Consider the following 26,790-nt stretch of genomic DNA (forward strand, 5'->3'; position numbering starts at 1 on the left):
ATTTAGCCTATTTTTGCAATATGTTTCAACTAGGAAAAACAATAGTTTCAGAAGATATTATAGAAAAAGATTTTGTGTGTAATCTTTCTGCTTGTGGTGGAGCTTGCTGTGTAGACGGTGAAGCTGGTGCTCCTTTAGATAAAGAAGAAATCAAAATTTTAGAAGAAATTTATCCGAAGGTAAAACCTTTTTTAAGAAAAGAAGGAATCGAAGAGATAGAAAAACAAGGAACTTGGGTAACAAGTGAATGGGGAGAATTAGAAACTCCTTTAATTAATAATGCAGATTGTGCATATGTAATCTTTGATGAAAAGAAAACAGCACTTTGCGGTATTGAAGAGGCTTATAACTCTGGGGCAATAGATTGGAAAAAGCCAGTTTCTTGTCATTTATACCCTATAAGAGTTAAAGATTATACCGAGTTTTCTGCTGTAAATTACCACAAGTGGGAAATTTGTGATGATGCTTGTTCTTTAGGTAAAGAGTTGCAGGTGCCTGTTTATAAATTCGTTAAACAAGCTTTGGTTAGGAAATTTGGACAAAATTGGTATGATGAATTAGAAAAAGTTGCGGCAAAACATTTAGAATAAAACTTTTTATTTTTAAAAATATATAAGCAGTATCAAAGAAATTTGATGCTGTTTTTTTTATGGCACGTTCTTTGTTTTAACAAAGTCTTAACATAAAAACTTTTTAATTATGAAAAACCTGAAAAAATTACCAACAAAACAGTTGGAAAAATTCTCTAACATTTTTACCCAGTTAGGATTAGTTTTGGTACTCTTTGTTGTTTACATTTCGTTAGAGCATGAGACTGAGAATAAAACTGTTGAAACGCTCGCAAAGAGTAATACAGATATATTTATAATGCAACCAGATCAGGTTCCTGTTTTTCAAAAAGAAGTAAAAATGAAGCCAAAGGTAGTAATGCCTAAAACTCAAAAATTTCTTTTAGATGAGAAAATAGAACAAGGAGATAATGATATTGTAGAGAAAACGATAATTGATACACCAAAAGACATACCTGTTATTGTAGATGTAAATGATATTATAGTTGTAGATATACCAGATGAAGATCCAATAATAGACGATGTTCCTTTTATAAATATAGAAGACGCACCTGTTTTTAAAGGTTGTGAAGGTTTGTCTAAAAAAGAGAATAAAATTTGTTTCGATAAAAAAATGAAACAATTTGTACAAAATAATTTCGATGCTGGTTTAGCGAATGAATTAGGTTTAGATACTGGAGTACATAAAATTCACACGCAATTTTTAATTGATAATAAAGGCAATGTTGTTGATATTAAAATTAGAGCTCCACATAAACAGTTAGAAAGAGAAGCAGATAAGTTAATAAAAAGACTTCCTAAATTTACTCCTGGAAAACAACGAAACAAACCTGTAAGAGTTAGATATACATTGCCAATAGCTTTTAGAGTAGAATAAAATAGAAACCCAACCAAATGGTTGGGTTTTTTTATACCTGTAATTTAGATTTTATTACTTTTGTAGCATGAAGATCCATCAATTTTTAGACGCTACATATTTAAAAACAGCTAAACAAGCAGCTATAACGGAAGAAGAGAACTTGCAAAATGTTATAAAACTTGCAGAAGAAGCTATTGCTCATAATTATAAATTAATTATGATAAGGTCTAATTATATATCAACGGTAAGAAAAATGTTGATTGCTGCAAAATCTACTGTTTTAATTGGTACAGTAATCGATTTTCCTAATGGAAATTCAACCCTAGAAAAAAAACTAACAGAAGCACAAAAAGCAATTAACTTGGCTGCAGATGAATTAGATTTTGTAATAAACTATACTGCTTTTAAAGAAGGTAATGTAGCCTTAATAAAAAATGAAGTGATTAGCTGTGTAGCGCTTTGTTTAAAAAATAACAAAGTAGCAAAATTCATTATAGAAGTTGCTGCATTATCAAATGAAGAAATAATTGTAATTTCACAGCTTGTAAAACAAGTTGTTTTAGATACCTATGGAGAGGAAAATGCAAAACATGTATTTGTAAAATCTTCTACTGGTTTTTTTAAGACTGAAAACAACAAGCCAAATGGCGCAACTTTAGAAAGTATAAAACTAATTTCTGAAAATGCAAAACCATTAAAAATTAAAGCAGCAGGAGGCGTAAGAGATTATGGAATGGCTATAAAAATGATTTCTTTAGGTGTAGACAGAATAGGTACTTCATCATCAAAAGAGATAATTAATAAAGAACAAAACTTAAACCAAGGTTACTAATTTTGAGAGATTTTTTCGCACATGAAACTGCTGTTATAGATGCAGATTGTAGTATTGGCAAAAACACCAAAATATGGCATTTTAGCCATATTATGCCAAATTGTAGCATTGGTGAAGGTTGTAATATTGGTCAGAATGTAGTTGTTTCTCCTGAAGTAATTCTAGGAAAAAATGTAAAAGTGCAAAATAACGTATCTATTTACACGGGTGTTATTTGTGAAGACGACGTTTTTTTAGGTCCGTCTATGGTTTTTACAAACGTAATAAACCCTAGAAGTGCTATTAAAAGACAAAACGAATATCAAACAACAATAGTAAAAAAAGGCGCAAGTATTGGTGCAAATGCTACTATTGTTTGTGGTAATAATATTGGAGAGTATGCTTTTGTAGGTGCAGGAGCAGTAGTAACTAAAGAGGTTTTTCCTTTTGCTTTAGTTGTTGGTAATCCTTCTAAACAAATAGGTTGGGTTAGTGAATATGGGCATCGATTAGAATTTAATGAAAAAGGTTTTGCTATTTGCAAAGAGAGCAAACAAGAATATCAATTAAAAAATAATACCGTTATAAAATTAAAAAATGATTAAAAAATACTTGTTTTTAGCTTTACTATTTCCATCAATATTCTATGCACAGTCAGAAAGGTATCCTGTTTACGACGGTTGTAAAGGATTAGAAATTTCTGCGATAGAAGATTGTTTTTTTGCAACAACAAAAAAACATTTTTTTGCAGAATTTAAAACACCTGTAATTGTAGCAAATGAAAATTATAAAGGAACCGCAAACGTTTTGTTTATAGTTACTAAAGAAGGTGATTTTCAAATAATTTATGTGAATACACCTTATGAAGAGATAAAAAAAGAAGTAGAAAGAGCTTTTAAGGTTTTTCCTAGAGTTGTGCCTGCAAAGTATAATAATAGAGATGTAGAAATGCAATTCGAACTGCCAGTTAAATTTCCTATTGAAAGAAATATAGAGGTAAAGACAACAACTAAAACAAAAGGTAACATTGCGTTAAAAGAAGATTTATTTGTAACTGTAGAAAAGAATAGAATTGCAGATTCTGTTTTCTTAGAGCACAACAGCCAGTTAAATATACCTTTTACACATCAAAAATATGTAGATTATGAATTTGCTCTACATAAAGCAAATGGAACGCACACTGCTTCTAAACCTTATGTTTATAGCGAGATTAATAAATACTTAGATTTATCTGAACAAAAAAAGAAGTTTTTAAAGCCAGAGAAAAAATCTTGGTTAGGTAGAAAACTTTGGAACGAACATTTATTACAAGTAAAGAAAAAAGATTTTTGGTTTACGTTAGACTTTTTGGTTGATGTTCAATTAGGGAAAGATAATTCAGATGCTGCTTATACTTATAATAACTCTCGAATTTTTACTGTAAATGGAGGCTTGGGAGATAAGTTTTCTTATTCTGCAACTATTTATGAGAGTCAGGCAAGGTTTGCAGATTATGTAAACAGTTATATATCTAATCCTTCATTATTAACAAGACCTAAAAACTCTGAAGGTTTGGTTCCTGGTAGAGGAAAGGCAAAAAGCTTTAAAGATGATTCTTTCGATTACCCAGTTGCAGAAGGATATTTGTCTTTTCAGCCAAATAAATTTATGCAATTTCAATTTGGTAATGGTAGAAATTTTATAGGAGATGGTTATCGATCTTTTATACTATCAGATGTTTCAGCACCAACTACGTATTTAAAAATGAAGGTTGATTTTTGGAAGATACAATATACTAATATTTGGATGTGGAATACAGAACCATCAATATCATCAATTTCTAATCCTAACGAACATGCAAGAAAATACATTGCAGCGCATTATTTAAGTTTAAATTTAACAAATAAACTAAATATAGGTTTCTTTGAAACAGCTATTTCTACAGGAGAAAATGGTTTTGATGCAGGCTTTCTAAATCCTGTTATATTTTATAGATCTGTAGAGTTTAATAGAGGAGAAGATTCTGGAAATGCAATTATAGGTTTAACTGGGAAATATAAATTAACTAATAATATTTCTCTTTATTCTCAATTAATTATTGATGAATTTTCTGTTGGTAACTTAAATGATTTAGGAAAATGGCAAAATAAATTTGCATATCAATTAGGAGCAAAATATTTTAATGCATTTGAGGTAGATGATTTATTTCTTCAGTTTGAATACAATTATGCTAGACCTTATACTTTTGCACATAAATCTCCAATTTTAAATTACGGTAATTATAGCCAACCAATGGGGCATTTATGGGGAGCAAATTTTTATGAAGCAATAGCAATTGCTCGTTATAAAAAAGACAGATGGTCTTTTAGTGGTAAGTTAACATTAGGTAAAAAAGGTTTCGATTTCGAAGACGAGGTAGTAAGTTATGGTGGTAATATTTACCAATCTTATGAAGATAGATTTGGAGACACAGGAAATGAATTAGCACAAGGTAATACAGCAAATATCTTTATTGCAGACTTGCAAGCTACTTATTTAATTAACCCCGCAAATAATTTAAATCTTTTTGCAGGTTTTACTTATAGAAAATTTTCTCCTAAAGTATCTACCAGTACATTTCCAGGAGGAAATACAGTATGGTTTTCTGCAGGTGTTAAAGCAGATTTATTTAATTGGTATTTAGATTTCTAAAATTTATTATTTCTTTGTAATTTATATTGGAATAATGTATATATTTGTAGTGTGATTCTTCTAAAGGATCACACTTTTTCTTTTTCATAGCAATTTTCCCACTCAATTTATTGAGTGGGTTTTTTATTTCACATCAAAAGCTTTAAAAACTATGGTAAATTCATATTTATCAAATATCTTTGCAAGCTAATTGTGTTTATATGAATACAGCAGTTATTTCAGACAATAAAATATCTATGAAAACTATTATTTCAGACTTTAAACAACTTACCAAAGTTGGTTTGTCTTTAAGTGTTGTGTTTTCTTCTATTGCAGGTTATCTTTTAGCTGTAGAAGTTGTTAATTATTTTACGCTTTTCCTTTTAGGTCTTGGTGGTTTTTTTATGGTAGGTGCTTCTAATGCATTTAATCAAATTATAGAAAAAGATACAGACGCAATTATGAAACGTACCCAAAACAGACCTTTACCAACTGGTAGAATGTCTGTAAACGTAGCATTAGCAATTGCAATTCTATTTACAATTTTAGGGCTTTCAATTTTATATAGTATCAACCCTAAAACGGCATTATTTGGTGCTATTTCAATATTTCTATACGCATGTGTTTACACTCCTTTAAAAGCGGTAACGCCTTTAACTGTTTTTGTAGGTGCAATTCCTGGTGCAATTCCTTTTATGTTAGGTTGGGTTGCAGCAACAAATAATTTTGGTATTGAAGCAGGTTTTTTATTTATGATTCAATTTTTCTGGCAATTCCCTCACTTTTGGGCAATTGGTTGGTTACAGTTCGAAGAATATAAAAAGGCTGGTTTTAATATGTTACCAATGGGAACTAAAGACAAAGGAGCAATAAAACAGATTATTTTTTACACTGTAATTATGATTTTAGTTTCAATAGCACCAGTTTTAAGAGTCTCAGGAGCATTTTACATTTATCCTGCAACTGCTGTAATTGTAGCTTTACTAGGAGTTATAATGTTGTATTATGGTGTAAAGCTTTATAAGAGTGAAGATAATATAGACGCAAGAAAATTAATGTTGTCTAGTGTTTTGTACATAACAGTTGTGCAAATTATATATGTAGTAGATAAATTTTTACATTAAAAAATGAAGATGGAGGAACAAACGTTACAACAAGAACTAACTGCTGCGAAAAGAAAATCTGCAAAACCAATGTTATGGGTTTCTATGATAAGTATGGTTATGTTTTTCGCAGGCTTAACAAGTGCTTATGTTATTAGTATGAAAAGAGATGATTGGGTAACTTTCGATTTACCTGATGCCTTTTTTATTAGTACATTTTTAATTATAGGAAGCAGTATAACATTAATGTTATCTCAAAGATTTTTAAAACAAGGTAAAAGACAATTGTCTCTTATACTTGTAGTTATTACTTTTATTTTAGGAATTGCTTTTATTTGGCAACAATACGAAGGCTTTGAACAATTAAAAAGTTTAGGATTATATTTTACAGGTAAAGGAAGTACAGTATCAACTTCGTTTATAATTGGTATTACATTAATGCATGTTTTACATATATTTGCTGGTGTAGTTGTACTTTTTGTTGTTATTTATAATCATTTTAAATATAAGTACAAACCAAATGATTTGCTGGGGTTTGAACTCGGTGCAATCTTCTGGCATTTTGTAGATATACTATGGATTTATCTATTTTTCTTTTTCTATTTTATTAGGTGATGAAAAATGATTAATTTTGCACAACTATTTTTAACTTACTAATTAATAGAATACATTTATGGAAGCAAATATTGCTGTACCAACTGACAAAAAAGAAATCTGGAGCGGAGGTGGTGCAAAACCATTTGGCGCTAGTTATGGTAAAATGATGATGTGGTTTTTCATCTTATCAGATGCATTAACTTTTTCAGGGTTTTTAGCTGCTTATGGCTTAACCCGTTTTAAGTTTATAGATTCATGGCCAATTGCAGATGAGGTTTTTACTCACGTTCCTTTTGTTCATGGAGATTTTCCAATGATTTACGTTGCAATTATGACGTTTATCTTAATCTTTTCATCTGTAACAATGGTATTGGCTGTAGACGCTGGTCATCAAATGAAAAAAAATAAAGTAGCTTGGTATATGTTTGCTACAATTATTGGAGGTATTATTTTTGTTGGCTCACAAGCTTGGGAATGGAATACTTTTATAAAAGGTTCTTACGGAGCTGTAAAAACAACAGAAGGTAAAGTCTTACAATTTGTAAAAGATGGTAAACAGATTGCTTTGGCAGACTTTGTTACTGGTGCTAGAACAGATCATAGAGAAGAGCATACTAGAAAAAACGGATTATGGTTTCAAAGTGAAGGAACAATTTCTACTTATTCTGTAGCACAAGTTGTAGAAGCATATAATGCGAATCCTGCAATTCAAGTTAGAACAGAATTAATCGATTTAGATAAAAAACAAAAAACAATTCTTTCTAGAGAAGAAGGATCGCTTCAATTAGCAAAAACTAAAATGGTTGTTGAAGGAGCAAACCTAAAGGCAAATGAGTATGGTAATACAATTTTTGCAGATTTCTTTTTCTTTATTACAGGTTTCCATGGTTTTCACGTATTATCAGGAATTATAATAAATATCATCATATTCTTTAATGTTATCTTAGGTACTTACGAAAAAAGAGGACATTATGAAATGGTAGAAAAGGTTGGTTTATATTGGCACTTTGTAGATTTAGTTTGGGTATTTGTATTTACCTTTTTCTACTTAGTATAATAAATAAAATAGATAGAGATGGCACACGCACACGAATCAAATACAAAAAGAATATGGATAGTTTTTGGTATTCTTTCTGTTATAACATTAGTAGAGGTTTATTTAGGTATTATTAAACCAGAAGCTTTACACTTACACGGTCCAGGAACTAGTTGGTTAAATTGGATTTTTATAATCTTAACGTTAGCTAAAGCTTACGGTATTGCATGGGTTTTTATGCATTTAGAAGGAGAAAAAAAATGGTTTAGACGCTCTATTGTTTGGGCAGGAGTCTTTCTAATCACTTATTTAGTTACACTACTATTAATTGAAGGAGGCTATTTATTCGACACACTATCACCACTTGTAAAATGGTAATATAAAATTTAAAAGGTGGTTTTAACCACCTTTTTTTATACACTATAATTAATTAAATAACGCATTACTTAAGTCGCTTATGAAGTTTTTTACTAAAAAAAGAGTAGTATTATTTTTGTTATTTATTTTTCCGTTAATATGTTTTTTATTGCTTTCTACAGGACAGAATAATTTTACGAAACTACCTGTTGTAACAAAAAATGTACTTGATGTTTCAGAGATAGATGATACAAATCAATATAAATTACAAGACAATGTTTCTGTAATATGTTTCTTAGGAAATGATGTAGATAAAAATAAAACAGGTCTTTTAAATTTAAATGAGAAAATTTATAAAGAATTTATAGATAATAAGAAATTTCAAATTGTAGCTATTTTTCCTAAAGGAAAAGAAGTAGAAGCACAAAAGCTAAAAAACCAATTAGGAGCATTTACAGATATGAAGAATTGGCGTTTTTTAGCCGCTTCTAACGTAGATATAGAACGTTTTTATAAAAGTTTTTCTATAGATGAATTACTAAATGCAGATTTATCATCATCTAAAGCTTATTTAATCGATAAAGGTTTAAGTTTAAGAGGTAGAGTAGGTGTTGAGGCAGAAGAAAGTGTTTTTGGTTATAATATGAATTCTGTTGCAGAACTAAAAGACAAACTAAAAGACGATATTAAAGTTTTGTATTATGAATACTATGCTGCTTTTAAAGAGAGAAATGAAAATAAAGCAGATAGAAAAATATAAATTATAATGAATAAAAAATATTCTTACATAGGTATTGCATTTATTATTTTATTGTTTGGTATTTATACGGTTCCTAAAGTGGTAGATCGTTTTAAAGATACAGATTTGGTAAAGTTTAATAAAGTACCAGATTTTGAATTTACAGATCAAGAAGGAAAAACAATTACTAACAAGTCTTATGAAGGTAAGGTATATGTTGTAGAATTTTTCTTTTCTACTTGCCCAACTATTTGTCCTATAATGAACAAAAAAATGGTAACCATTCAAGATGATTATTTTGGGAATCCAAATTTTGGAATCGCTTCAATTTCTATAACACCAGAAATAGATACACCAGAAATTCTAAAAGAATATGCAAAAGAAACAGGCATTACACATAAAAACTGGCATCTTCTAACAGGTAAGAGTGATGATGTAGTTTATGCGCTTTCTAATAAAGGATTTAAACTTTACGTTGGTAAAGGAGAAGAAGAGCATGGTGGTTTCGAACATTCTGGTTTGTTTGCTTTAGTAGATAAAGAAGGTTATATAAGATCTAGAAAAGACGAACATGGTAACCCAATTATGTACTACAGAGCTATTAAAGAACAAATATTTCCAGATCAAATAAAAGAATTAAAAGAAGATATTAAAATATTGTTGAATGAATAATTTAGCTCAAGAAAAAAAATATAAGAAAATAATTACTGCACTGTCAATAATAATACCAGTTGCTGTTGCTTGTTTATTTGGTGTTAATCTTAGAAGTTTAGGTTTTAATGTAGAACCATTAAAGTTTCTTCCTCCAATTTACGCATCTATAAATGGTCTAACTGCGGTTTTATTAATTGCGGCAGTTATAGCTATAAAAAAAGGAAATAAAAAGTTACATGAGCAATTAAATACGGTTGCAATTGCATGTTCTCTTTTATTCTTATTAATGTATATCGCGTACCATATGACTTCAGATTCTACCTCATTTGGTGGAGAAGGAATTATTAAATATGTGTATTACTTTATCTTATTTACTCATATTGTTCTATCTATTATTGTTATTCCTTTTGTACTTATAACCTATATGAAAGCGAAGTTGGGTAAATTTCCAGAGCATAAAAAAATAGCGAAAAAAACGTTTCCTATTTGGCTTTATGTAGCTGTTACTGGTGTTATAGTTTATCTAATGATATCTCCTTACTATGTTTAAAAATAAAATATTTTTCTCGTTTTTACTATTAGTTGTTTTTACTTCTAAAACTGCTTTTTCTCAATGTGCAATGTGTAAAGCTGTTGTAGAAAGTGGAGATGTGTCTATGGCAGAAGGTGTAAACAACGGAATAACTTACTTAATGGTTTTTCCTTACCTTTTAATTGGTGTTTTATTTTATACACTTTATAGATATAAAAAGAATTTTAAAGATTAACATTTAAATAAATACAAAAAGCTGTAACATTTTTTATCTCTTGTCGTCTTATTAAAACAAATAGAAGATAAAATTGTTCGGTTTTTAATTGAATGCAATCGTTTTTGTATCAAAAAAGTATAATTAGTTTTATATAATTGATTTTCATCAACTTATTTTTATCTTTTTATTGTAATTATTGAGAGATCAATCAACTTAATATAAAAATTAAAGATTTTGAAAACCAAACTTATCCTATTTGTAGCATTATGTACTTCTATTGCTACTTTTTCACAAAAACAATGGACTTTAAAAGAGGCCGTAGATCAAGCTTTAGCTAAAAACATCTCTATTCAACAAAATAAGTTGAGTGTAGAGCTTGCTAAAAAAAATGTTGATATTGCTAAAGGTAATTTTTTACCTAACTTAAGTGGTAACACAGGTGGTAACTTAAACTTTGGTTCTGGTTTCGATCCTGTTTCTAATAATAGAATATCTACAAGTATTTTTGGGGGTTCTGTTGGTTTAAGTTCTGGCTATACAGTATTTAATGGTTACAGAAATACAAATACTTTTAAACAGGCTAAACTAGGTGTAGAAACTAGCTTGTATGATCTAAAAAAAATAGAAAATGACATTTCTCTTAGAGTTGTAAATACTTATTTAAATGTTTTATTTGCTAAAGAAAATTTAGGTGTTGCAAAGGTACAAGCAGAAATTAGTAAAAAACAAATTGAAGCTGCAAAAGCAAGATTCGACGCTGGCGTTATTGCTAGAGGAGAGTTATTAAATTTCCAATCTACTGCTGCAAACGATTTACAAAATGTAATTTTACAAGAAAATGCTTTAGACTTAGCATTATTAAATATCGCTCAGCTATTACAAGAACCTACAGAAAATTTTGATGTTGCTCCTATAGAAGTAGAAACTCCATCTGCCAATTTATTATATGATAATTCATCTGCAGTATTTGAGAAATCTTTAAACTATATGCCAGAAATTGCTAGAGCAAAATTAGATATAGAAAATGCAGATTTTAACATTGCAATTGCAAAAGGTAGTTTTTTACCTACAATTACTGCATCTGCTGGTTTATCATCTAATTATGGTTTTAATTTAAACCTACCAGACGGTGTAGAAAACACTGCTCTATTTACTCAGTTAGACAATAACCTTGGTTATGGAGTTGGTTTTAATGTTAGTATTCCAATTTTTAATAGATTTCAAACAAAGAATAGAGTAGCGCAATCTATCATTAACAAAGAAATTTCTGAAACAAGATTAGAAAGTCAGAAATTACAATTAAAACAAACAATAGAACAAGCATTTTTAGATGTAAAGTCTGGTCTAAAAGCTTATGAAGCAGCAAAAATTTCTTTAGACGCACAAAAAGAAGCATTTAAAAATGCACAAGAAAGATATAATTATGGCGCAATGACGTTGTTCGATTTCGATTTGGTAAGAACACGTTTAGTAAATGCACAAGGCGCAATGATACGTTCTAAATATGATTATGTATTTAAGACTAAAGTTTTACAGTTTTATTCTGGCGAATTAGTTTTCTAGTTTAATTTATTAAATTTACAATACAACCTCACACGTTTTTACAACCTGTGAGGTTTTTGTTTTTTTGAAATACTATCTTTGTAAAAAATATAGAAATTGGCAATTATCCTTAACATAGAAACATCAACTAAAAACTGTTCTGTAAGTCTTGCAGATAATGGTAAAATTATTGCAATTAAAGAATTGAATAACGGCAATTATTCCCATGCAGAAGTTTTACATCCCTTTATAGACAATATTTTAAATGAAGGTAATATTTCTAAGGTAGAAATAGACGCTATAGCAGTAAGTAAAGGACCTGGTTCTTATACTGGTCTAAGAATTGGCGTTTCGGCTGCAAAAGGTCTTTCTTTTGCTTTAGATAAGCCGTTAATTTCTATAGATACATTAACATCTCTTTCTTATGCTATTTCTGTAGCTGAAGGTACAATTGTACCAATGTTAGATGCTAGAAGAATGGAAGTATATGCTGCTATTTTTAATAAGGATAATATTCAGATAAGAGAAATACAAGCAGAAATTATAGACGAAAACTCTTTTTCTAAAGAGTTAGAGCAAGGAAATGTTTATTTTTTAGGTGATGGGGCACAGAAGTGTAAAGACATTATAACACATAAAAATGCCTTTTTTATTGATGATAAGTTTCCTTCATCTAAAGAAATGGCAGAATTATCATTTATTAAGTACAAAAAAAACGACATCGAAGATGTCGCTTATTTTGAACCTTTTTATTTAAAAGATTTTGTTGTTATCCCAGAAAAGAAAAAGAAACCTACTTTCTAATTTCTACTTGATGTGGGTAAGGAATCTCTATACCAGCTTTATCTAAAGCAATTTTAGTGTTTTCTGTAACATCAAAATAAACTGTCCAATAATCTTCAGTATTACACCAAGGTCTAACAGCAAAGTTTACAGAACTATCTGCTAATTCTAAAACCGTAACTCCAGGAGCTGGATCTTTTAATACTTTAGGGTGTGCAGCCAATACACTCATTAAAACATCTTTTGTTTGTTTAATGTCTGCATCATAGGAAACGCCAAAAACTAAATCTACACGTCTAGTACCTTCTGTAGTGAAGTTTATTATGTTACCGTTAGATAAAGATCCATTAGGAATTATAATTTCTCTATTAGATAAACCTGTAAGTTTTGTAGTAAAAATTTCAATTTCTTTTACAACACCAGTTTCACCTTGTGCCTGAATTAAATCTCCTACCTTCATAGGCTTAAAAATCATTATTAAAACACCACCTGCAAAGTTAGCTAAAGAACCCTGTAGTGCTAAACCAACTGCTAAACCAGCTGCTGCTAATATTGCTGCAAAAGAAGCTGTTTCTACCCCTAATTTTGCAATAACTGTTATAAAAAGTAATATTTTTAAGACCCAACTTATTAGGTTTCCTAAAAATTGTTGTAATGTAACATCTACTCCTCTTTTCTTTAAAATTTTTCTAGTTGTTTTAACAATAATTTTAATTACTATTAAACCAATAATTAACATGGCTACCGCCATTAATATCTTTGGTGTATATTCTACTAATACTTTTTTTAGTTGGTCAATGTATTCTTCCATAAATTAATTTTAAATTGAATTGTAATGTTTTAATATTTGAATAATATCTGTTACTTTTTTTCTACTGATTTTTTCGTTTTTAGCATACTTTTTTATAGCGTTTGATTTCTCACCAAACAATGCATAAAAATCTTTTTTCCCTTTTGGTAATTTTATAATTTCACTGTTATCTATAGTTATATAATGTTCATCTTTCTTTTTTATAAATTTTGATTTTTTAGATGTTTCAAATTGAGTTGTAGCTACTTTTCCTTCTTTATAAATTACAGATTGTTTTGTGTAAAGAGCTACTTTTCCGTTGTAGTTTATTTCTAAATATTGTAATTTACCATCTAACTCTATAACTTTAAATGTTCTATTTATATCAAGAAAAGTAATTGTTTGATTTTTTGTTTTAGATAAAAAATATATTTCCCCATCCTTTATAAATTCCATTTCGTCTGCAAAAATATTATAACGGAAGAGAAATTCATCTTTTAATTCATTTAATTTAGCTTTTTTGTATCCTTCTGAAAGAAATCTTAAATGTTGCGTTTTTGCTGAAGCATCTACAGCTGTAACTCCTTCAATTTTTGTGTTTGGTCCTTTTAACGTAATAGATAAGCCGTTTTGTCTTTCTAATTGTGCTGTTAAAGTAATAGATTGTATTAACAGTAGCGCTGTTACTACGATTGTTATTTTTTTCATGGCGATTATAATTTTAACAAAGTTAATATATATGCTTCATTTTTTTGAACTTAAAAATAAAGCGTTTTTAATAAGTGTTTTTAGAATTATCTCAATAAAAAAAAGCGATTTAATTGGTTTATTAAATCGCTTTATTTATTTGAAGTGAATTAGTTTACCTCAAATGTAATTTTCAGATTAACTCTAAACTCTGCAACTTCATCTCCGTTTACAACTGCACTTTGAGATTGTACAAAAACAGATTTAATGTTTTTTACTGATTTAGATGCTTGTTTTACCGCTTTTTTAGTTGCGTCTTCCCAACTTTTCTCTGAGTTTGCTAAAACTTCTATAACTTTCATTATTGCCATAATATTTTTTTTTAAAATTCGTATCACGTAAATATAAGTAAATGAATTAAATTTTTATGTTAAAATAATCTAATGTTAATTTAATGTTACGTAATTGTTTTTAAATTGTTACAAAAAACCTATATTTGTAAAAGTAGTGTAAACCCTAAAAAAAGAAATCATGAAAAAAATACTTACAATCGCAATTTTTTGCATCGCAGCAATAGGATACTCTCAAGATATAAAACCTACTTATGAAGTAGAAGGAAATTTAGTTAAAGCTACTTATTACCATGAAGATGGTTCTGTTAAAACAGAGGGGTTTTTTAAGGATAAAAAATTAACTGGTAAGTGGACACGTTTTGATACTCAAGGAAATAAAACACAATTAGCTTTTTATAAAGAAGGTAAGAAAACAGGAAAATGGTTTTTCTGGAATGAAGGTTCTTTAAAAGAAGTAACTTATAATAATAACACTATTGAAGATGTTAATTTATGGAAAGCAGAATCTAAACTTGCTACCAATAAATAGATACTTCTCGTTTAATATTAAAAAAAGATCCAAGGTAAATTTTACTTTGGATCTTTTTTTATGTTCATAATTCACCAAAACTAAATCTTTTATCATTTGTTTTAATTTGTTTTTAGTAAATGTTTTCTTTTACTTTCTACTAATATGTATTTAATTATTAAAGGTATTTACATTTACTAATTTCACCAAGACTTACTTCTTAAAGTAAAGTTCATTTTTATACATGTAATCGCTTTTGCTTACTATATTAAAATATGTTTTTGTAAATGAAATTAAGCTTGTCATTGAGTTTTTTGTGAAGAAGTATAAAATAATATTATATGCATAAAAAAAACGCTTAGAAGTTATTCTAAGCGTTTTATATATTTTGTAAGTATTTTATTATTCTACTAATAAAGAAAAAGGAATATTATAACTAACTCCTACTGGCTTACCTCTTTGTTTTCCTGGTTTCATTTTAGGTAACATTTTCATTACCTTAATAACCTCAGCTTTAATTTTTGGGTGAGGTGCTCTTGCTTGTACATTAACAATGTTCCCTTGTCTATCAATCTTAAAACCAATAAATACTCTTTTCTTCCCTGGAGATAATCCTAATTCATTAGGTAATTCTGCATCAAATTTTCTAGAGAAATGTTTTTGTACCATTTTACTAAAACAATCTTTTAACTCTTTCTTACTTCCTTTACATCCTGGAAAAACAGGTGCATCTTCAATAATCATAAAGTTTACATCTTCAATAACTTCTTCAGCTTCTTCAACCTCTACAATTTCTTCAACTTCTACAGCTTCTGTTTCATCTGTTTCAGTAGATTCAATTACAGTTTCTTCAACTTCCTTTTCATCTTCAACAACTTCAATTTTTTCTGGTGTTGGTGGTGGTGGAGTTTTAGGTTGTGCAGGTGGTTTTACTTCCGTAATTGGAATATCTTCTTCCATATCTGCATTCATACTAATAACACCTAAGTCACTAGTAGTTCTATCATAAGTTTTCTTTTCAATTGCAGCATATGTTATAAATAAAGCCAATACTAGACCTATTTGCATAAATATTTTACTGTAATTTTCTAAATTCGATTTGGGATTCTTCTTTATTTCCATGGAATAAAAGTTATTTATAGTTCGCTAATTTAACTAAATTATTGTGTTAATTACAAGTCTTTTTGTTTTTTAACCACATTTTTTTTTAAAAACTTGATTAAAAACGAATAAACCTAGTAAAACACCAAGAGAATTCGCAATTACATCTAAGTAATCTCCTGTTCTATAATTTGTTATTGTGTGTTGTAATATTTCAATAATTATGCCAAATAGTATACAAAACAAAACAACTAGATGCTTTTTGTTTTTTCTGTAAAAGGTTAATAACCAAGAAACAGAGAGTGTAAAATATGCAAAACAGTGTTGTAACTTATCTAAATGACTAATACTAACATTGTATTTAGGCATTTTCATTAAGCTTAAATACAGTATTGTAATAGTTATAAATATTGCAATTACAAATATTTTACCCTTTAATAAGACTTTGATATGCTTCAGCATCTAATAAATTTTCTATTTGAGAGCTGTCAGAAATTTCAATCTTAATCATCCAGCCTTTGTTATAAGGGTCTGAGTTTACTAATTCTGGTTCGTCTTCTAATTCTTCGTTAAAGGCGATAACTTCTCCTCTTAAAGGCATAAATAAGTCAGAGACTGTTTTTACTGCTTCTACAGAACCAAAAACTTCTCCTTCTTCTACAGTATCATCTAAAGTATCTACATCTACATATACGATGTCTCCTAATTCTCCTTGTGCAAAATCTGTAATTCCTATAGTTGCAACATTACCTTCTATTTTTAACCACTCGTGGTCTTTTGTGTATTTTAAGTCTGCTGGGATATTCATTTTAATATATATTATTGTTAATTGTTTAATTTCCTCCTAAGTTATAAATAATATTAAATCCACCATTAATCGCTTGTCTTGGGAAAGTGGTAGAAATAGCATATTTAGACGTTTGATGATTGTAATAAAACGACGCTGTTAAATTACTACTTAATCTATAATCGGCTGTAAATTTAATAGAAAATAATCTTTGTCCACCACTAATTTGATCATTATCTTCATCTACTGCTCTAATTAGTGTTAAATTATCTCGTAAAGAAACGTCTGCTCTTAAATTAATGTCTCCTTTTAAGGTTTGTTTTTTACCTGTAAAACGTGTGTTTACTTTTATATCTTTAAAGACATAACCCATTCCAAAAATATATTCTGTACCTTTTATGTCTGTTAAAGTACTGTTGTTAAAATTCATGGTTAATGTTCTATCTCTTTTAATTTCTCCTCTTAAAGAAAAAGAATTTCTCATTTTCATATCTACTTTTATTAAAGGAGAAAACTCATCTACTAAAGTTACGGCAGACACTAATAATTCTGGTTCATAATTTCCTGCAGAATTTGTTTCAGAAAATTTATTTAAACCATCATATTGTAGGTTGTTTGTAAAACTAGATACTGTATAAGAAGATTTATAACCGTGAGATACCACAAAGTTGCTAAAGTTCTTTTTAAAGAAACCAAGTTTCATTAAACCTGTGTAACGCAAAGTCCAATTAGGAATTGGAATGTTTTTAAATAAACCTGTATTTACCTTATCTGGGTTAGAACCAGAATATGCTGCCATAAATGCTGGTAATAATACTTGTTGACTATTTTTTCCGTAACCTGCAACTGGTGCACCATTTTCTGTAGCTAACCTGTTTGCAATTATATCTCTATAATCTCTCATTGTTTGAAACAATACATCTCCGTCTGTAAATGCTGTAGAAATCATAGAATGACTCGCACTAAAGTTTCCTGTTTCAAAAGCTGGTGCACTAAAATCTAATGCTCCAGTAGAAGAACCATTGTCTACAACATCTAATTGTTGCGATAAATCTCTTGTTTTAATTTTATTACCTCTTACATCAATATTTAAATCTTTAAAAGGCTTTACTGTAAATGTATAATCTAATTTATTATACTGGGTTCTACTATATGTTTTATTGTAGTATTCGCTGTTATCTGGGTCTCTAGGACCTACTAACCAACCATTTTGTAAAGCTTTGTTTCTAATATCTACTTGACTACCAAAAGCAAATGAAGTTGGTGCACCACCAAGAAAACCAACTTCTTCTGTATAACCAGGTAAAAATTGCCCGTTGTTTTCAGAATAACTTACCTTACCTTGTTTTACAGAAGTTACTACATTGTAAACACCTTTTAAAATCTGTTTACCTAATGATAGTTTTTTCTTTTTATTGTTTCTTCCTGGGGTAGGAGGTAATCCATTTCCTATAGCTCCTTTCGTATTCTTTCTTTGCGTTTTAGACATTAAAAGTTTTTCAAAACCAAGTCCTTTATAAAACTTATCGAATGTAAATGTGGTATTTACATTATGTGTATTCGCATTCTGAATAACGTTTCCTACTAAATCTACATAAGCAACATCTACACCATCTATATCTATTGTACTTTGTGCAGCAGCTTGCCAATCGAAATCTGCTGTGTATGCATAATCTGCTTTTATCCAACTTAAAAAAGGAACCTTGTCTATTGGTAATTGATAAGTACCATTTAATTTTTGATGATAATGACTTGCTCTTCCAGTATTAAAAAAGTCGTCATAAATTTGAATATCTTCATTAGAATCAAAAGTATCGTAAATATAACTATTGGTTGCATTAAAGTTAAATTGAAGTGATTTTGTTAAATCGAAACCTACTGTATAATCCCAATCGAATAAAAACCTACGTTGTTTTAATTCTGGCTGATCAGACAAACCTTCAACTAAATTTCTAGACTGTTGTTCTGTAAAATTTCTATTAATTCTAGAATTTACCGCTATTGTAGAAGGAATTGGGTTAAAGTTAAAATCCTTAATTAGTTTTAAGTGTTTATTCTGCAGAAAACCTACATTTTTAAAAGGTTCTATAGGTTTTGCTTGAAAGTTATAACTATAAGTTGCACCTGCTGTTACATTTTCATTTATGTATTTCTGTATGTTATAATCTCTATGAAATTCTTTATTATGTGCATAAGAAACAGACACATTTTCAACATCGTAAAATTTTGGTTTTTTTGTTGAATTTGGATTTCTATTTTTCTTTACATTTATAAAACTGATACTTGTTCTTTTAGTATAATCTCTAGAAAACTCACTATTTGGGTTTTGTTCTAAAGCATCTTCTAAAATTACGTCTTGGTATTGAGGATCGTATTTTGGATCTATAAAAGTTTCACCAACACTGTAGCTCATTGGTAATTGAATTCCCCATTTCTGTGGAGTTAACACTTTTCCTAATTGAACAGTAGTAGCAATGTCATATTGTCTAGTTTCATCTAAACTACGTTGGCTTACTCTATCTTCTACGTTACCAAAACCAACAGTAGACATACTTCCTGCTAAAGATATATTTGCAACATCTGCAAAATTTGCATCTGCATTTACTACTGCAGCCCAACCACCTTTATTATCAAAACCAGCAGAACGCAATTCATTAAACCAAATTTCTGCACTTTTATTTGCTAAAGAATTATTTTTAATACCTAGCATAATTGTTCTTAATTGTGCTAAAGTAGGGTTTCCCTTTACGCTAATTGTATATGGTAAATTTGGGTCTTGTTCTTGTGATTGATAAATTTCTGCGACAGAAAAATTTGCACTATTTCTTTCTAATTTTACTTTACCAAATGTTTCTAAGAAAGCATCTAAATTATTTGCTTCTGGCCAAATATCTAATGCAGATGTTCCGTTTCTTGTAACTTTAAGAGGAATTTCAATTTGATAAAAATTCTCATTTAAATCTGTACCTAATCTAATAATTGCAGACATTTCATTGTCTTCAACAAAAACTTCTCCTTCTGTTTGTTCTAAGTGCATAAACATTTTTAACTGCTTAAAACGCCTTAAATCTATACTTATATTTTTGTAAATAGCTCTTACTTCTTCTGGTTTTAATCTGTTTACTTTTAAAGTTACAGATTGTTCATTTTGCAATTGTACGGTAGTACTTCCTTGTAGAAGTTCTCTCTCAATACCTGGAGGCTGAATGTAGCTTCCTTCATTTTGTTCTATACTTACAACACCAACTTCAAAATCATTTAATTCATCTTGTGTTAATTCTCTGTCTGGGTCTGTTGCAGGATCTAGAGTTCTAACATAACGTCTCCAATCTCCACGAACTAAATCTAATTCACCAAAACGAATAACAATTGGCATTTTAAAATTAGTTAAAAACATTCTTACAAAACGAATACTATTAAAATCTGAAATTCCATTTACAGGACTTCCACTTCTTACAGGAACTCTAAATTGGTACCATTTTGTTTGTTGTGTACTTCCGTTTTCTAGTGTAACTGTAGTTGTTTTTTCATCAACAACATAACCAACACCTTTTCTTAGATTTGCTTGGTTCATAGAAATCTTATACTCGTAATAACTCTCTACGGTATTCATTGTTTGATCTCTATTAATATCTTCTGTATCTGGGTAAGTTGTAGATGAAGTTGGGTAAGACTCGTTAGATTGATTTAACGTTGGTGAGTTTCCTTGTGTATTATTAAAGTCTTTATATCTTGTTACTAAAGATGCATTTATAGCATCTAAATTAGCACCTCTAAAGAATTGAAAGTTATCTGCTGCAGGATCATTTAAAGCTGCAAATTGTCCTATTCCTGGTAAGTTCCTTTCTTCAAGATCATTTAAACCATCAAAACCAATATCTTGGTTTGTTCTAGCGTCGTCCTGCTCATTAAAAGCATATATAATTGATGGGTTTCTAGGAATATCTCCCCAAGTTGTTCTGTTTACATTACTACCATTAACCTTTAAACCATCTTCTGGTAAACCATTTTCGTACATTTTACGATTATCCTTTAAAACGTCTTCAGAAATATTACCTAAATTTATATATAAATCTCCTGTTTGGTTTGTAGGGTTTGTTGGGTCTACACCTTCTGGTAAACCTTCTTCTGCGGTTATAGAGTAATTTTGATACGGATCCATAATCCAGAATTGCATGTACTCTACATTAGCTTGGTCAAAATTGTTAGTTGTTAAAGCACGCATAATTCCACCCCATCTTGTTTCAGGATTTGGTAGTGTTACTTTATCACCTTGTATTGTTGCTGAAGGATCGTAGTTATAAGAACCTCTTTCTTGCGGAAAATAAGCTAAATCTAATGTTCTAACCAAAGAGTTTTGTGTAATATCTAATTGTACATTAGGAAACAATTCTCTGTAATTAATTTGTCTTGTTTCTGCTCTAGAAAGTTCATCTGCATCTATACTTGCAGGTGTGTCCCCAACGCCATAAAATATCTGATCTACACTATACCAAGCCAATTTACCTCTCTTGTAATTGTAAGATAAATCGTCTCTTTCTCCGTTAAAATTAGGAAAGTATTTTGGCGTACTCGCTTCGTGCCAATCTAAGGCAGATAAAATACTAATTGGTACTTGCGAAGCTTCAAAATCATCTATATAAGAAGTTGCAGAACCAGTAACATCAATACCACTTGGAGAGCCAGGAATTAAATATGCCATATCTCCTCTAACAGATAAATTAGACGGTGCATCTGTATCTACAAAAGGTAATTTGTTTGCTAATTTTGTAAAATAGGGTACTTCTGTAGAATAGTTAAAATTGAAACCTAACATGGTATTATTTATAGGTTCTGCACCAAAATTAACTTTAGGTGTTAAAGGTCTTTCTTCAATATTTAAATAAGTTGCACCAACAATAAAGTCTTCAGAAAACTTATGTTCAACATCAATACCAAAAAATGTTTTTCTTTGTTGATTAAATACAGAATTATTCTCTGTAGAAACACTAATTGGCACACCAGAAGCCTGTAAACCTGGATCTATAATTTGAACTCTTCCTAATTGATAATCTACCACATAATCTACACCTTCTACCAATTGTCTTCCACCAGCAGAAACTCTTACAGAACCTCTTGGTACATTAAATGCACCAATAGGAATTCCACCAGAATTTTCCGATTTAAAATACCCTTTTAAGAAGTATTTATCTTTATTCTGAAAGTTATTTTTAATGTTTGTTTTAGTGTTTAGATACATTTCTTTAAACAAGAAATTCACATCCGAAGGATTAGATAAAGCATCTTCTAAATCGTTACCAAATGGTTCTGGTTCTGGAAAAAAAATGAAACCGTTTTCAGAATTCACAGTAATTCCTTCTACATAATCGAAAAAACCATCTGGAGTTCTAAATTGACTTTGGTCTAATTGATCTAATTTTAAAACCTGTAATAAAGGTAAATTAGAAATACCTGCAGTTTGTGCGTTTTGTAAAACGTTAGAGGCAATACCTGTTTCATCATCTCTATATTGTATTTCGAATCTAAAACCATCTTGTGTTAAAGGAAAAGCACCCAAAGCATAAACGTTTTTCATCATTAAACGCCATGTAGGAAAAGACTCATCTTCACCAGTAGTAACATTCGCTCTTTTTGTTTGTAAAATTTCACTACGTAATAATTTTACCGCTAAATTATTTGGTGCTAGAACTCCATCATTAGAAAATTCACCAACTTTAAAAGAATTCTTAGTACTTCCTGTTACATTACCTGCAACTGTATATTCATAAGCAACTGCTAATACTTCACCATCATTTAGTCTTCTATTTAAAGAGATAAAACCTAATTGAGAGTTTAAGCGATATTCATTTGCATCTAATTTTCTAGCGTTTTCTAAAACAGAATAATTCGTTCCGTTTTGCATATTATAAGGTTGTAAAGAACTGTCTACAGTAGAAACATCTCTAATACCACCTCCAGGAATAATTTCTGTACCAATTCTGTTTGCACCATTAAAAGGTAAGTTCTTTCCAGCAACTTGGGCTTGAGTAATTGCAGGACTTAAAACAACGCCATTTTCATCAACTAAAACATTAGAATTAGATTCACCAATATCTGCAAACGCTACAATACTTCTATAATCTTCTGTACTAGCATTTCTATTGGTTATCCAAACTTCTACTCTTGTTATATTTATTGGACTATTTATTAATGGATAATTCTTAAGTGAATTAGCATAATTATCTATAAAATATTGAGATAAGAAAAAGTGTCTATCATTATCATAATCTGTAGTTCTCAACTCAAAAGATTGTATAGAAGCACCACCTTCAGATACTACTGTTTTACTTTCTGAGTTTTGCTGAGAGAAAACAGCAGTAACATTTGTGTTACCAAATTTTAAATCTGTTTTTACACCAAATAAACTTTGTGCTCCATTAATTAAAGAGTTTTTAATAGGCATAGATACATTACCAGCTTCTAAACCTTGTAAAATGTCATCTTCATTGGGTTCAAAACCAATTTTTACTAAATTTTGAAAATCGAAAGAAGCTTGTGTATCGTAATTTGCAGTAAATTCTAAACGCGTACCTACTTTTGCACGAATACTTGCGTTTATTTGTTGATCAAAGTCAAAAGTAAGATTACTTCTGTTTTCTTCGGAAATTTGTGGGTTGTCTGTATTTTGATAAATAAAACCAAGCTTTAAATTTAAACTTCCTGTTGGCGTTACTTGTACTTCTGTACCACCAAAGATGGTTTCGAAGAATTTATTGTTTACATAATAGGTTGGTAGTAAGTCTTTTTGCGCGTCTTTAGAACCTTTTTTCTTACCGTCTGTTGCACTTACTTTTTCTTTAAAGTATTGCAACATATCTCTTTTTAAACGATATTGTTGGTATTCTCTTGGAGATAAATAAATAGGAGTTCTTGTGTAATAATTTCCTATTTTTTCAACAATAACATACTTGTTTAAAACTTTATCGAAAATAATTTCTTTTTGTGCTAAATCATCTAAATATAAACCCCCTTTTTGAGTGTTTTTAAAGTCATATCGCAGATCTACAGGTTCTTTTGTAACTATTGTAGAATCTTTTTCTGTTTTGTCTTGGGCGTAAGTAGATAAGCTTACTGTAAAAGTAATGACTATAAATAAAAACGTACTTTTAAAAAATGTACTCAATTGATTATAAACTTTTTAAGGCTAATTTTATGATTTGTTCTACAGAAGCATCGGTATGTTCTTTAACAATAATAGAAACCAATTTTTCTGATTGCTTCCTCTGAAAACCTAGTACTTCTAAAGCAGATAACGCTTCATCTTTGTTTGTATTGCTTGCACCTACAGAAACTTCATCTATATCGAAGGTCTTTAGAATTTTATCTTTTAAATCTACAATAACTCTTTGTGCTGTTTTTGCACCAATACCTTTTACAGATTGAATTAATGCTACATTTTCTGATGCAATTGCTTGCTGAATTTCTTCTGAAGTCATAGAAGACAGCATCGTTCTTGCAATACTTGGCCCAACACCAGAAACAGAAATTAAGAACTTAAAAATGGCTCTTTCTGTTTTGTTGATAAACCCAAAAAGCGTGTGCGCATCTTCCCTAATGGAAAGATGCGTATATAAAACCACGTTTTCGTCTGCAGGTAATGCAGTATATGTATTTAAAGAAATATGAAGCAAATACCCAACACCATTGCAATCTACAACAACCTCTGTTGGATTTTTCTCTACTAATCTTCCTCTAACTTGTGTAATCATAAAAATCTTTTCAGGCTTCTAAAGTAATACTTTTTATTTGGTGTTCCTTTTTTCTTTTTGTTGTGCGTCTACAACAGCTAAAGCAGCCATGTTTACCATTTCATCTACACTAGAACCTAATTGTAAAATATGTACTGGTTTATTAAAGCCTAAAATTACAGGACCAATAGATTCTGCACCTTCAACTTGCTTTAATAATTTGTAAGTAATATTTGCAGATTCTAAATTAGGGAAAATTAAAACATTCACTTTTTTTCCATTCAATTTAGAAAAAGGAAACTCTTTTGCTAGCATTTCTGGGTTTAAAGCAAAATCTGCTTGTAACTCTCCATCGATTACTGTGTCTGGAAAATGACGGTGAACATAAGAAACAGCTTCTCTAATTTTCTTAGAAGTTTCAGAACTTGAAGAACCAAAATTAGAATAAGATAACATTGCAATATTTGGTTTCATACCAAACATGTTTACAAACTTACCGGTCATTTGTGCAATTTTAGCTAATTCTTTAGCCGTAGGATTCTCATTAATAGTAGTATCTGCTAAAAATAAAGGACCTTGTTTTGTTAGCATTAAATTACAAGCTGCAATTTTTGTAACATCTTTATCTTTTTCGATAAGCTCTAACATTGGCTTAACAACAGTTGGGTAAGGTCTAGAATAACCAGTTATTAAAGCATCTGCTTCTCCTTCATTTACCATCATTGCTGCAAAATAATTACGCTCTCGCATTAATTTTTTTGCTTCAGAAAATGTACGTCCTTTTCTTTGACGTGTTTTCCAATATGCTTCTGCAAAACGATTCCTTCTTTCTTTTTCTTCGTCTGTTTTAGGATCTATAATTGTTACATCTGCTGTAAAGCCAATTTCTTCTTTAAGTTCTAGAATTACATCTTTTCTTCCTAATAAGACAACTTTACCAATTTTGTCTTCATGCACTCTTTGTGCAGCTTTTAAAACATCTAAGTGATCTGCTTCTGCGAAAACAACACGTTTAGGATTGCTTTTTGCTCTGTTGTGTAAAAGTCTAATTTCTTTGTTACCAGAACCAGAACGTTCCATTAATTCTTCTCTATACTTTTCCCAATCTTCAATTGGTTCTAAAGCAACACCAGAGTCCATTGCAGCTTTTGCAATTGCTGGTGGAATTTCATAAATTAATCTTGGGTCAAATGGTTTTGGAATAATGTATTCTCTTCCGTAAGCTAAACTTACTTCGTCATAGACAATGTTTACTTGTTCTGGTACAGATTTTTTAGCCAAATTAGCTAAAGCGTGTACAGCAGCCATTTTCATTTCCTCATTAATCTTGGTAGCTCTAACGTCTAAAGCTCCTCTAAAAATAAAAGGAAAACCAAGAACGTTATTAACTTGGTTAGGATGGTCTGATCTTCCTGTAGCCATTATAAGATCTTTTCTTGTTGCTACAGCAATATCATATTCTATTTCTGGTTCTGGGTTTGCCATTGCAAAAACAATTGGATCTTTTGCCATTGTTAAAAGCATTTCTGGCGAAACCACATTTCCTTTAGATAAACCTATAAAAACATCTGCATTGTGCATTGCTTCATCTAAGGTTTGTAAATCTCTGTCTGTTGCAAATTCTGCTTTTTGAGACGTAAGGTTTCCTCTATCTTTTCTAATAACACCTTTACTGTCGCACATTACAACATTTTCTCTTTTTACACCTAACTTTAAGTATAGGCGTGTACAAGAAATTGCAGCAGCTCCAGCTCCGTTAACAACAATTTTTACTTTACTAATATCTTTTTCTGCAATATCGATGGCATTTTTTAAAGCTGCAGCAGAAATAATTGCAGTTCCATGTTGGTCATCATGCATTACAGGAATGTCTAATTCTTCCTTTAAACGTCTTTCAATTTCAAAAGCTTCGGGTGCTTTTATATCTTCTAAGTTAATTCCACCAAAAGTTGGTGCAATTGCTTTTACTGTTTGTATAAAAAGTTCTACATCTGTAGCATCTACTTCAATATCGAAAACATCTATATCTGCAAATATTTTAAATAATAAACCTTTTCCTTCCATTACTGGTTTTGAAGCTTCGGGTCCAATGTCTCCTAAACCTAAAACAGCAGTTCCGTTAGAAATTACAGCTACTAAATTTCCTTTAGCAGTATATTTATAAACGTTGTTTTTGTCTTTTGCAATTTCTAAACAAGGTTCTGCAACTCCAGGAGAATATGCCAGTGCTAAATCGTGTTGGGTTGCATATTTCTTAGTAGGAACAACCGCAATTTTTCCTGGTTTTGGTTTTGCATGATATAGTAAAGCTTCGTGTCTTTTTCTAGAATCGCTCATATAATATTTGTTTGCTTGTTTAAGCGGCAAAGATATGGTTTTCAATGGAAGA

The 26,790-nt window shown here is 29.9% G+C and carries 25 protein-coding genes; 16 read left to right on the forward strand and 9 right to left on the reverse strand.

Annotated features, from left to right (window positions below; genetic code table 11):
• Positions 1-20 precede the first annotated feature (20 nt).
• The 15 genes from SHK09_RS02420 to tsaB all read left to right on the forward strand — a co-directional run bounded on the left by SHK09_RS02420 (position 21) and on the right by tsaB (position 12,469).
• Positions 21-590 (forward strand): DUF3109 family protein, encoded by a 570-nt coding sequence (locus SHK09_RS02420; protein WP_319809178.1) that lies wholly within the window; start codon positions 21-23, stop codon positions 588-590.
• A 109-nt stretch (positions 591-699) separates the two neighbouring features.
• Positions 700-1,446, forward strand: a complete 747-nt coding sequence (locus SHK09_RS02425; RefSeq protein ID WP_319809179.1) for an energy transducer TonB — start codon at positions 700-702, stop codon at positions 1,444-1,446.
• A gap of 67 nt (positions 1,447-1,513) precedes the next feature.
• The gene (deoC, locus tag SHK09_RS02430) at positions 1,514-2,260 is read left to right on the forward strand and encodes a deoxyribose-phosphate aldolase (RefSeq protein WP_319809180.1); all 747 of its coding nucleotides are present in this window, start codon (positions 1,514-1,516) and stop codon (positions 2,258-2,260) included.
• Positions 2,261-2,262: 2 nt separating this feature from the next.
• On the forward strand, positions 2,263-2,844 hold the full coding sequence (locus SHK09_RS02435; protein WP_319809181.1) for an acyltransferase: 582 nt from the start codon (positions 2,263-2,265) through the stop codon (positions 2,842-2,844).
• Complete coding sequence (locus tag SHK09_RS02440) at positions 2,837-4,909, forward strand: gliding motility protein RemB (RefSeq protein ID WP_319809182.1); 2,073 nt, start codon at positions 2,837-2,839, stop codon at positions 4,907-4,909. The genes SHK09_RS02435 and SHK09_RS02440 overlap by 8 nt, the downstream gene beginning before the upstream one ends.
• Positions 4,910-5,109: 200 nt before the next feature.
• Positions 5,110-6,012: a heme o synthase gene (cyoE, locus tag SHK09_RS02445; protein WP_319809183.1), complete on the forward strand. Its 903-nt coding sequence runs from the start codon at positions 5,110-5,112 to the stop codon at positions 6,010-6,012.
• A gap of 9 nt (positions 6,013-6,021) precedes the next feature.
• Positions 6,022-6,606 carry a cytochrome c oxidase subunit 3 gene (locus SHK09_RS02450; protein ID WP_319809337.1) on the forward strand — a complete coding sequence of 195 codons (585 nt, stop codon included), beginning with the start codon at positions 6,022-6,024 and terminating at the stop codon, positions 6,604-6,606.
• 58 nt (positions 6,607-6,664) lie between these two features.
• The gene (locus SHK09_RS02455; protein WP_319809184.1) at positions 6,665-7,645 is read left to right on the forward strand and encodes a cytochrome c oxidase subunit 3; all 981 of its coding nucleotides are present in this window, start codon (positions 6,665-6,667) and stop codon (positions 7,643-7,645) included.
• 18 nt (positions 7,646-7,663) lie between these two features.
• On the forward strand, positions 7,664-8,002 hold the full coding sequence (locus SHK09_RS02460) for a cytochrome C oxidase subunit IV family protein (RefSeq protein ID WP_319809185.1): 339 nt from the start codon (positions 7,664-7,666) through the stop codon (positions 8,000-8,002).
• Positions 8,003-8,150: 148 nt separating this feature from the next.
• Positions 8,151-8,741 (forward strand): hypothetical protein, encoded by a 591-nt coding sequence (locus SHK09_RS02465; RefSeq protein ID WP_319809186.1) that lies wholly within the window; start codon positions 8,151-8,153, stop codon positions 8,739-8,741.
• Between the two features lie 6 nt (positions 8,742-8,747).
• Positions 8,748-9,392 (forward strand): SCO family protein, encoded by a 645-nt coding sequence (locus SHK09_RS02470; protein WP_319809187.1) that lies wholly within the window; start codon positions 8,748-8,750, stop codon positions 9,390-9,392.
• On the forward strand, positions 9,385-9,924 hold the full coding sequence (locus SHK09_RS02475; RefSeq protein WP_319809188.1) for a DUF420 domain-containing protein: 540 nt from the start codon (positions 9,385-9,387) through the stop codon (positions 9,922-9,924). Before SHK09_RS02470 ends, SHK09_RS02475 begins: the two co-directional genes overlap by 8 nt.
• Complete coding sequence (locus SHK09_RS02480) at positions 9,917-10,141, forward strand: hypothetical protein (protein WP_319809189.1); 225 nt, start codon at positions 9,917-9,919, stop codon at positions 10,139-10,141. The genes SHK09_RS02475 and SHK09_RS02480 overlap by 8 nt, the downstream gene beginning before the upstream one ends.
• A 216-nt stretch (positions 10,142-10,357) precedes the next feature.
• Positions 10,358-11,686, forward strand: a complete 1,329-nt coding sequence (locus SHK09_RS02485) for a TolC family protein (RefSeq protein WP_319809190.1) — start codon at positions 10,358-10,360, stop codon at positions 11,684-11,686.
• A gap of 96 nt (positions 11,687-11,782) precedes the next feature.
• Positions 11,783-12,469 (forward strand): tRNA (adenosine(37)-N6)-threonylcarbamoyltransferase complex dimerization subunit type 1 TsaB, encoded by a 687-nt coding sequence (gene tsaB, locus SHK09_RS02490; protein WP_319809191.1) that lies wholly within the window; start codon positions 11,783-11,785, stop codon positions 12,467-12,469.
• On the opposite strand, the gene SHK09_RS02495 is transcribed toward tsaB, so the two are convergent.
• From SHK09_RS02495 to SHK09_RS02505, 3 genes are all read right to left on the reverse strand, one after another.
• Complete coding sequence (locus SHK09_RS02495) at positions 12,459-13,259, reverse strand: mechanosensitive ion channel family protein (protein WP_319809192.1); 801 nt, start codon at positions 13,257-13,259, stop codon at positions 12,459-12,461. The genes tsaB and SHK09_RS02495 overlap by 11 nt on opposite strands.
• Positions 13,260-13,268: 9 nt before the next feature.
• Positions 13,269-13,946: a hypothetical protein gene (locus SHK09_RS02500; protein ID WP_319809193.1), complete on the reverse strand. Its 678-nt coding sequence runs from the start codon at positions 13,944-13,946 to the stop codon at positions 13,269-13,271.
• Between the two features lie 149 nt (positions 13,947-14,095).
• Positions 14,096-14,296 (reverse strand): dodecin family protein, encoded by a 201-nt coding sequence (locus tag SHK09_RS02505; RefSeq protein WP_319809194.1) that lies wholly within the window; start codon positions 14,294-14,296, stop codon positions 14,096-14,098.
• Positions 14,297-14,456: 160 nt separating this feature from the next.
• On the opposite strand from SHK09_RS02505, the gene SHK09_RS02510 reads away from it, so the two are divergent.
• Positions 14,457-14,807: a nicotinic acid mononucleotide adenyltransferase gene (locus SHK09_RS02510; RefSeq protein ID WP_319809195.1), complete on the forward strand. Its 351-nt coding sequence runs from the start codon at positions 14,457-14,459 to the stop codon at positions 14,805-14,807.
• Positions 14,808-15,188: 381 nt separating this feature from the next.
• Here SHK09_RS02510 and SHK09_RS02515 read toward each other — a convergent pair whose 3' ends face one another.
• The 6 genes from SHK09_RS02515 to SHK09_RS02540 form a co-directional block, all read right to left on the reverse strand.
• Positions 15,189-15,908 carry an energy transducer TonB gene (locus tag SHK09_RS02515; protein WP_319809196.1) on the reverse strand — a complete coding sequence of 240 codons (720 nt, stop codon included), beginning with the start codon at positions 15,906-15,908 and terminating at the stop codon, positions 15,189-15,191.
• Positions 15,909-15,977: 69 nt separating this feature from the next.
• Complete coding sequence (locus SHK09_RS02520; protein WP_319809197.1) at positions 15,978-16,262, reverse strand: VanZ family protein; 285 nt, start codon at positions 16,260-16,262, stop codon at positions 15,978-15,980.
• A 52-nt stretch (positions 16,263-16,314) separates the two neighbouring features.
• Positions 16,315-16,695 (reverse strand): glycine cleavage system protein GcvH, encoded by a 381-nt coding sequence (gene gcvH, locus SHK09_RS02525; RefSeq protein WP_319809198.1) that lies wholly within the window; start codon positions 16,693-16,695, stop codon positions 16,315-16,317.
• Positions 16,696-16,720: 25 nt separating this feature from the next.
• Positions 16,721-23,836, reverse strand: a complete 7,116-nt coding sequence (sprA, locus tag SHK09_RS02530; protein ID WP_319809199.1) for a cell surface protein SprA — start codon at positions 23,834-23,836, stop codon at positions 16,721-16,723.
• 4 nt (positions 23,837-23,840) lie between these two features.
• On the reverse strand, positions 23,841-24,422 hold the full coding sequence (gene ruvA, locus SHK09_RS02535; RefSeq protein WP_319809200.1) for a Holliday junction branch migration protein RuvA: 582 nt from the start codon (positions 24,420-24,422) through the stop codon (positions 23,841-23,843).
• A 33-nt stretch (positions 24,423-24,455) separates the two neighbouring features.
• Positions 24,456-26,738, reverse strand: coding sequence for an NADP-dependent malic enzyme (locus SHK09_RS02540; RefSeq protein ID WP_319809201.1), 2,283 nt, complete (start codon positions 26,736-26,738; stop codon positions 24,456-24,458).
• Between the last annotated feature and the right edge of the window lie 52 nt (positions 26,739-26,790).

It is taken from the genome of Polaribacter sp. PL03, from assembly GCF_033875165.1.
In the GTDB taxonomy this organism is placed as follows: domain Bacteria; phylum Bacteroidota; class Bacteroidia; order Flavobacteriales; family Flavobacteriaceae; genus Polaribacter.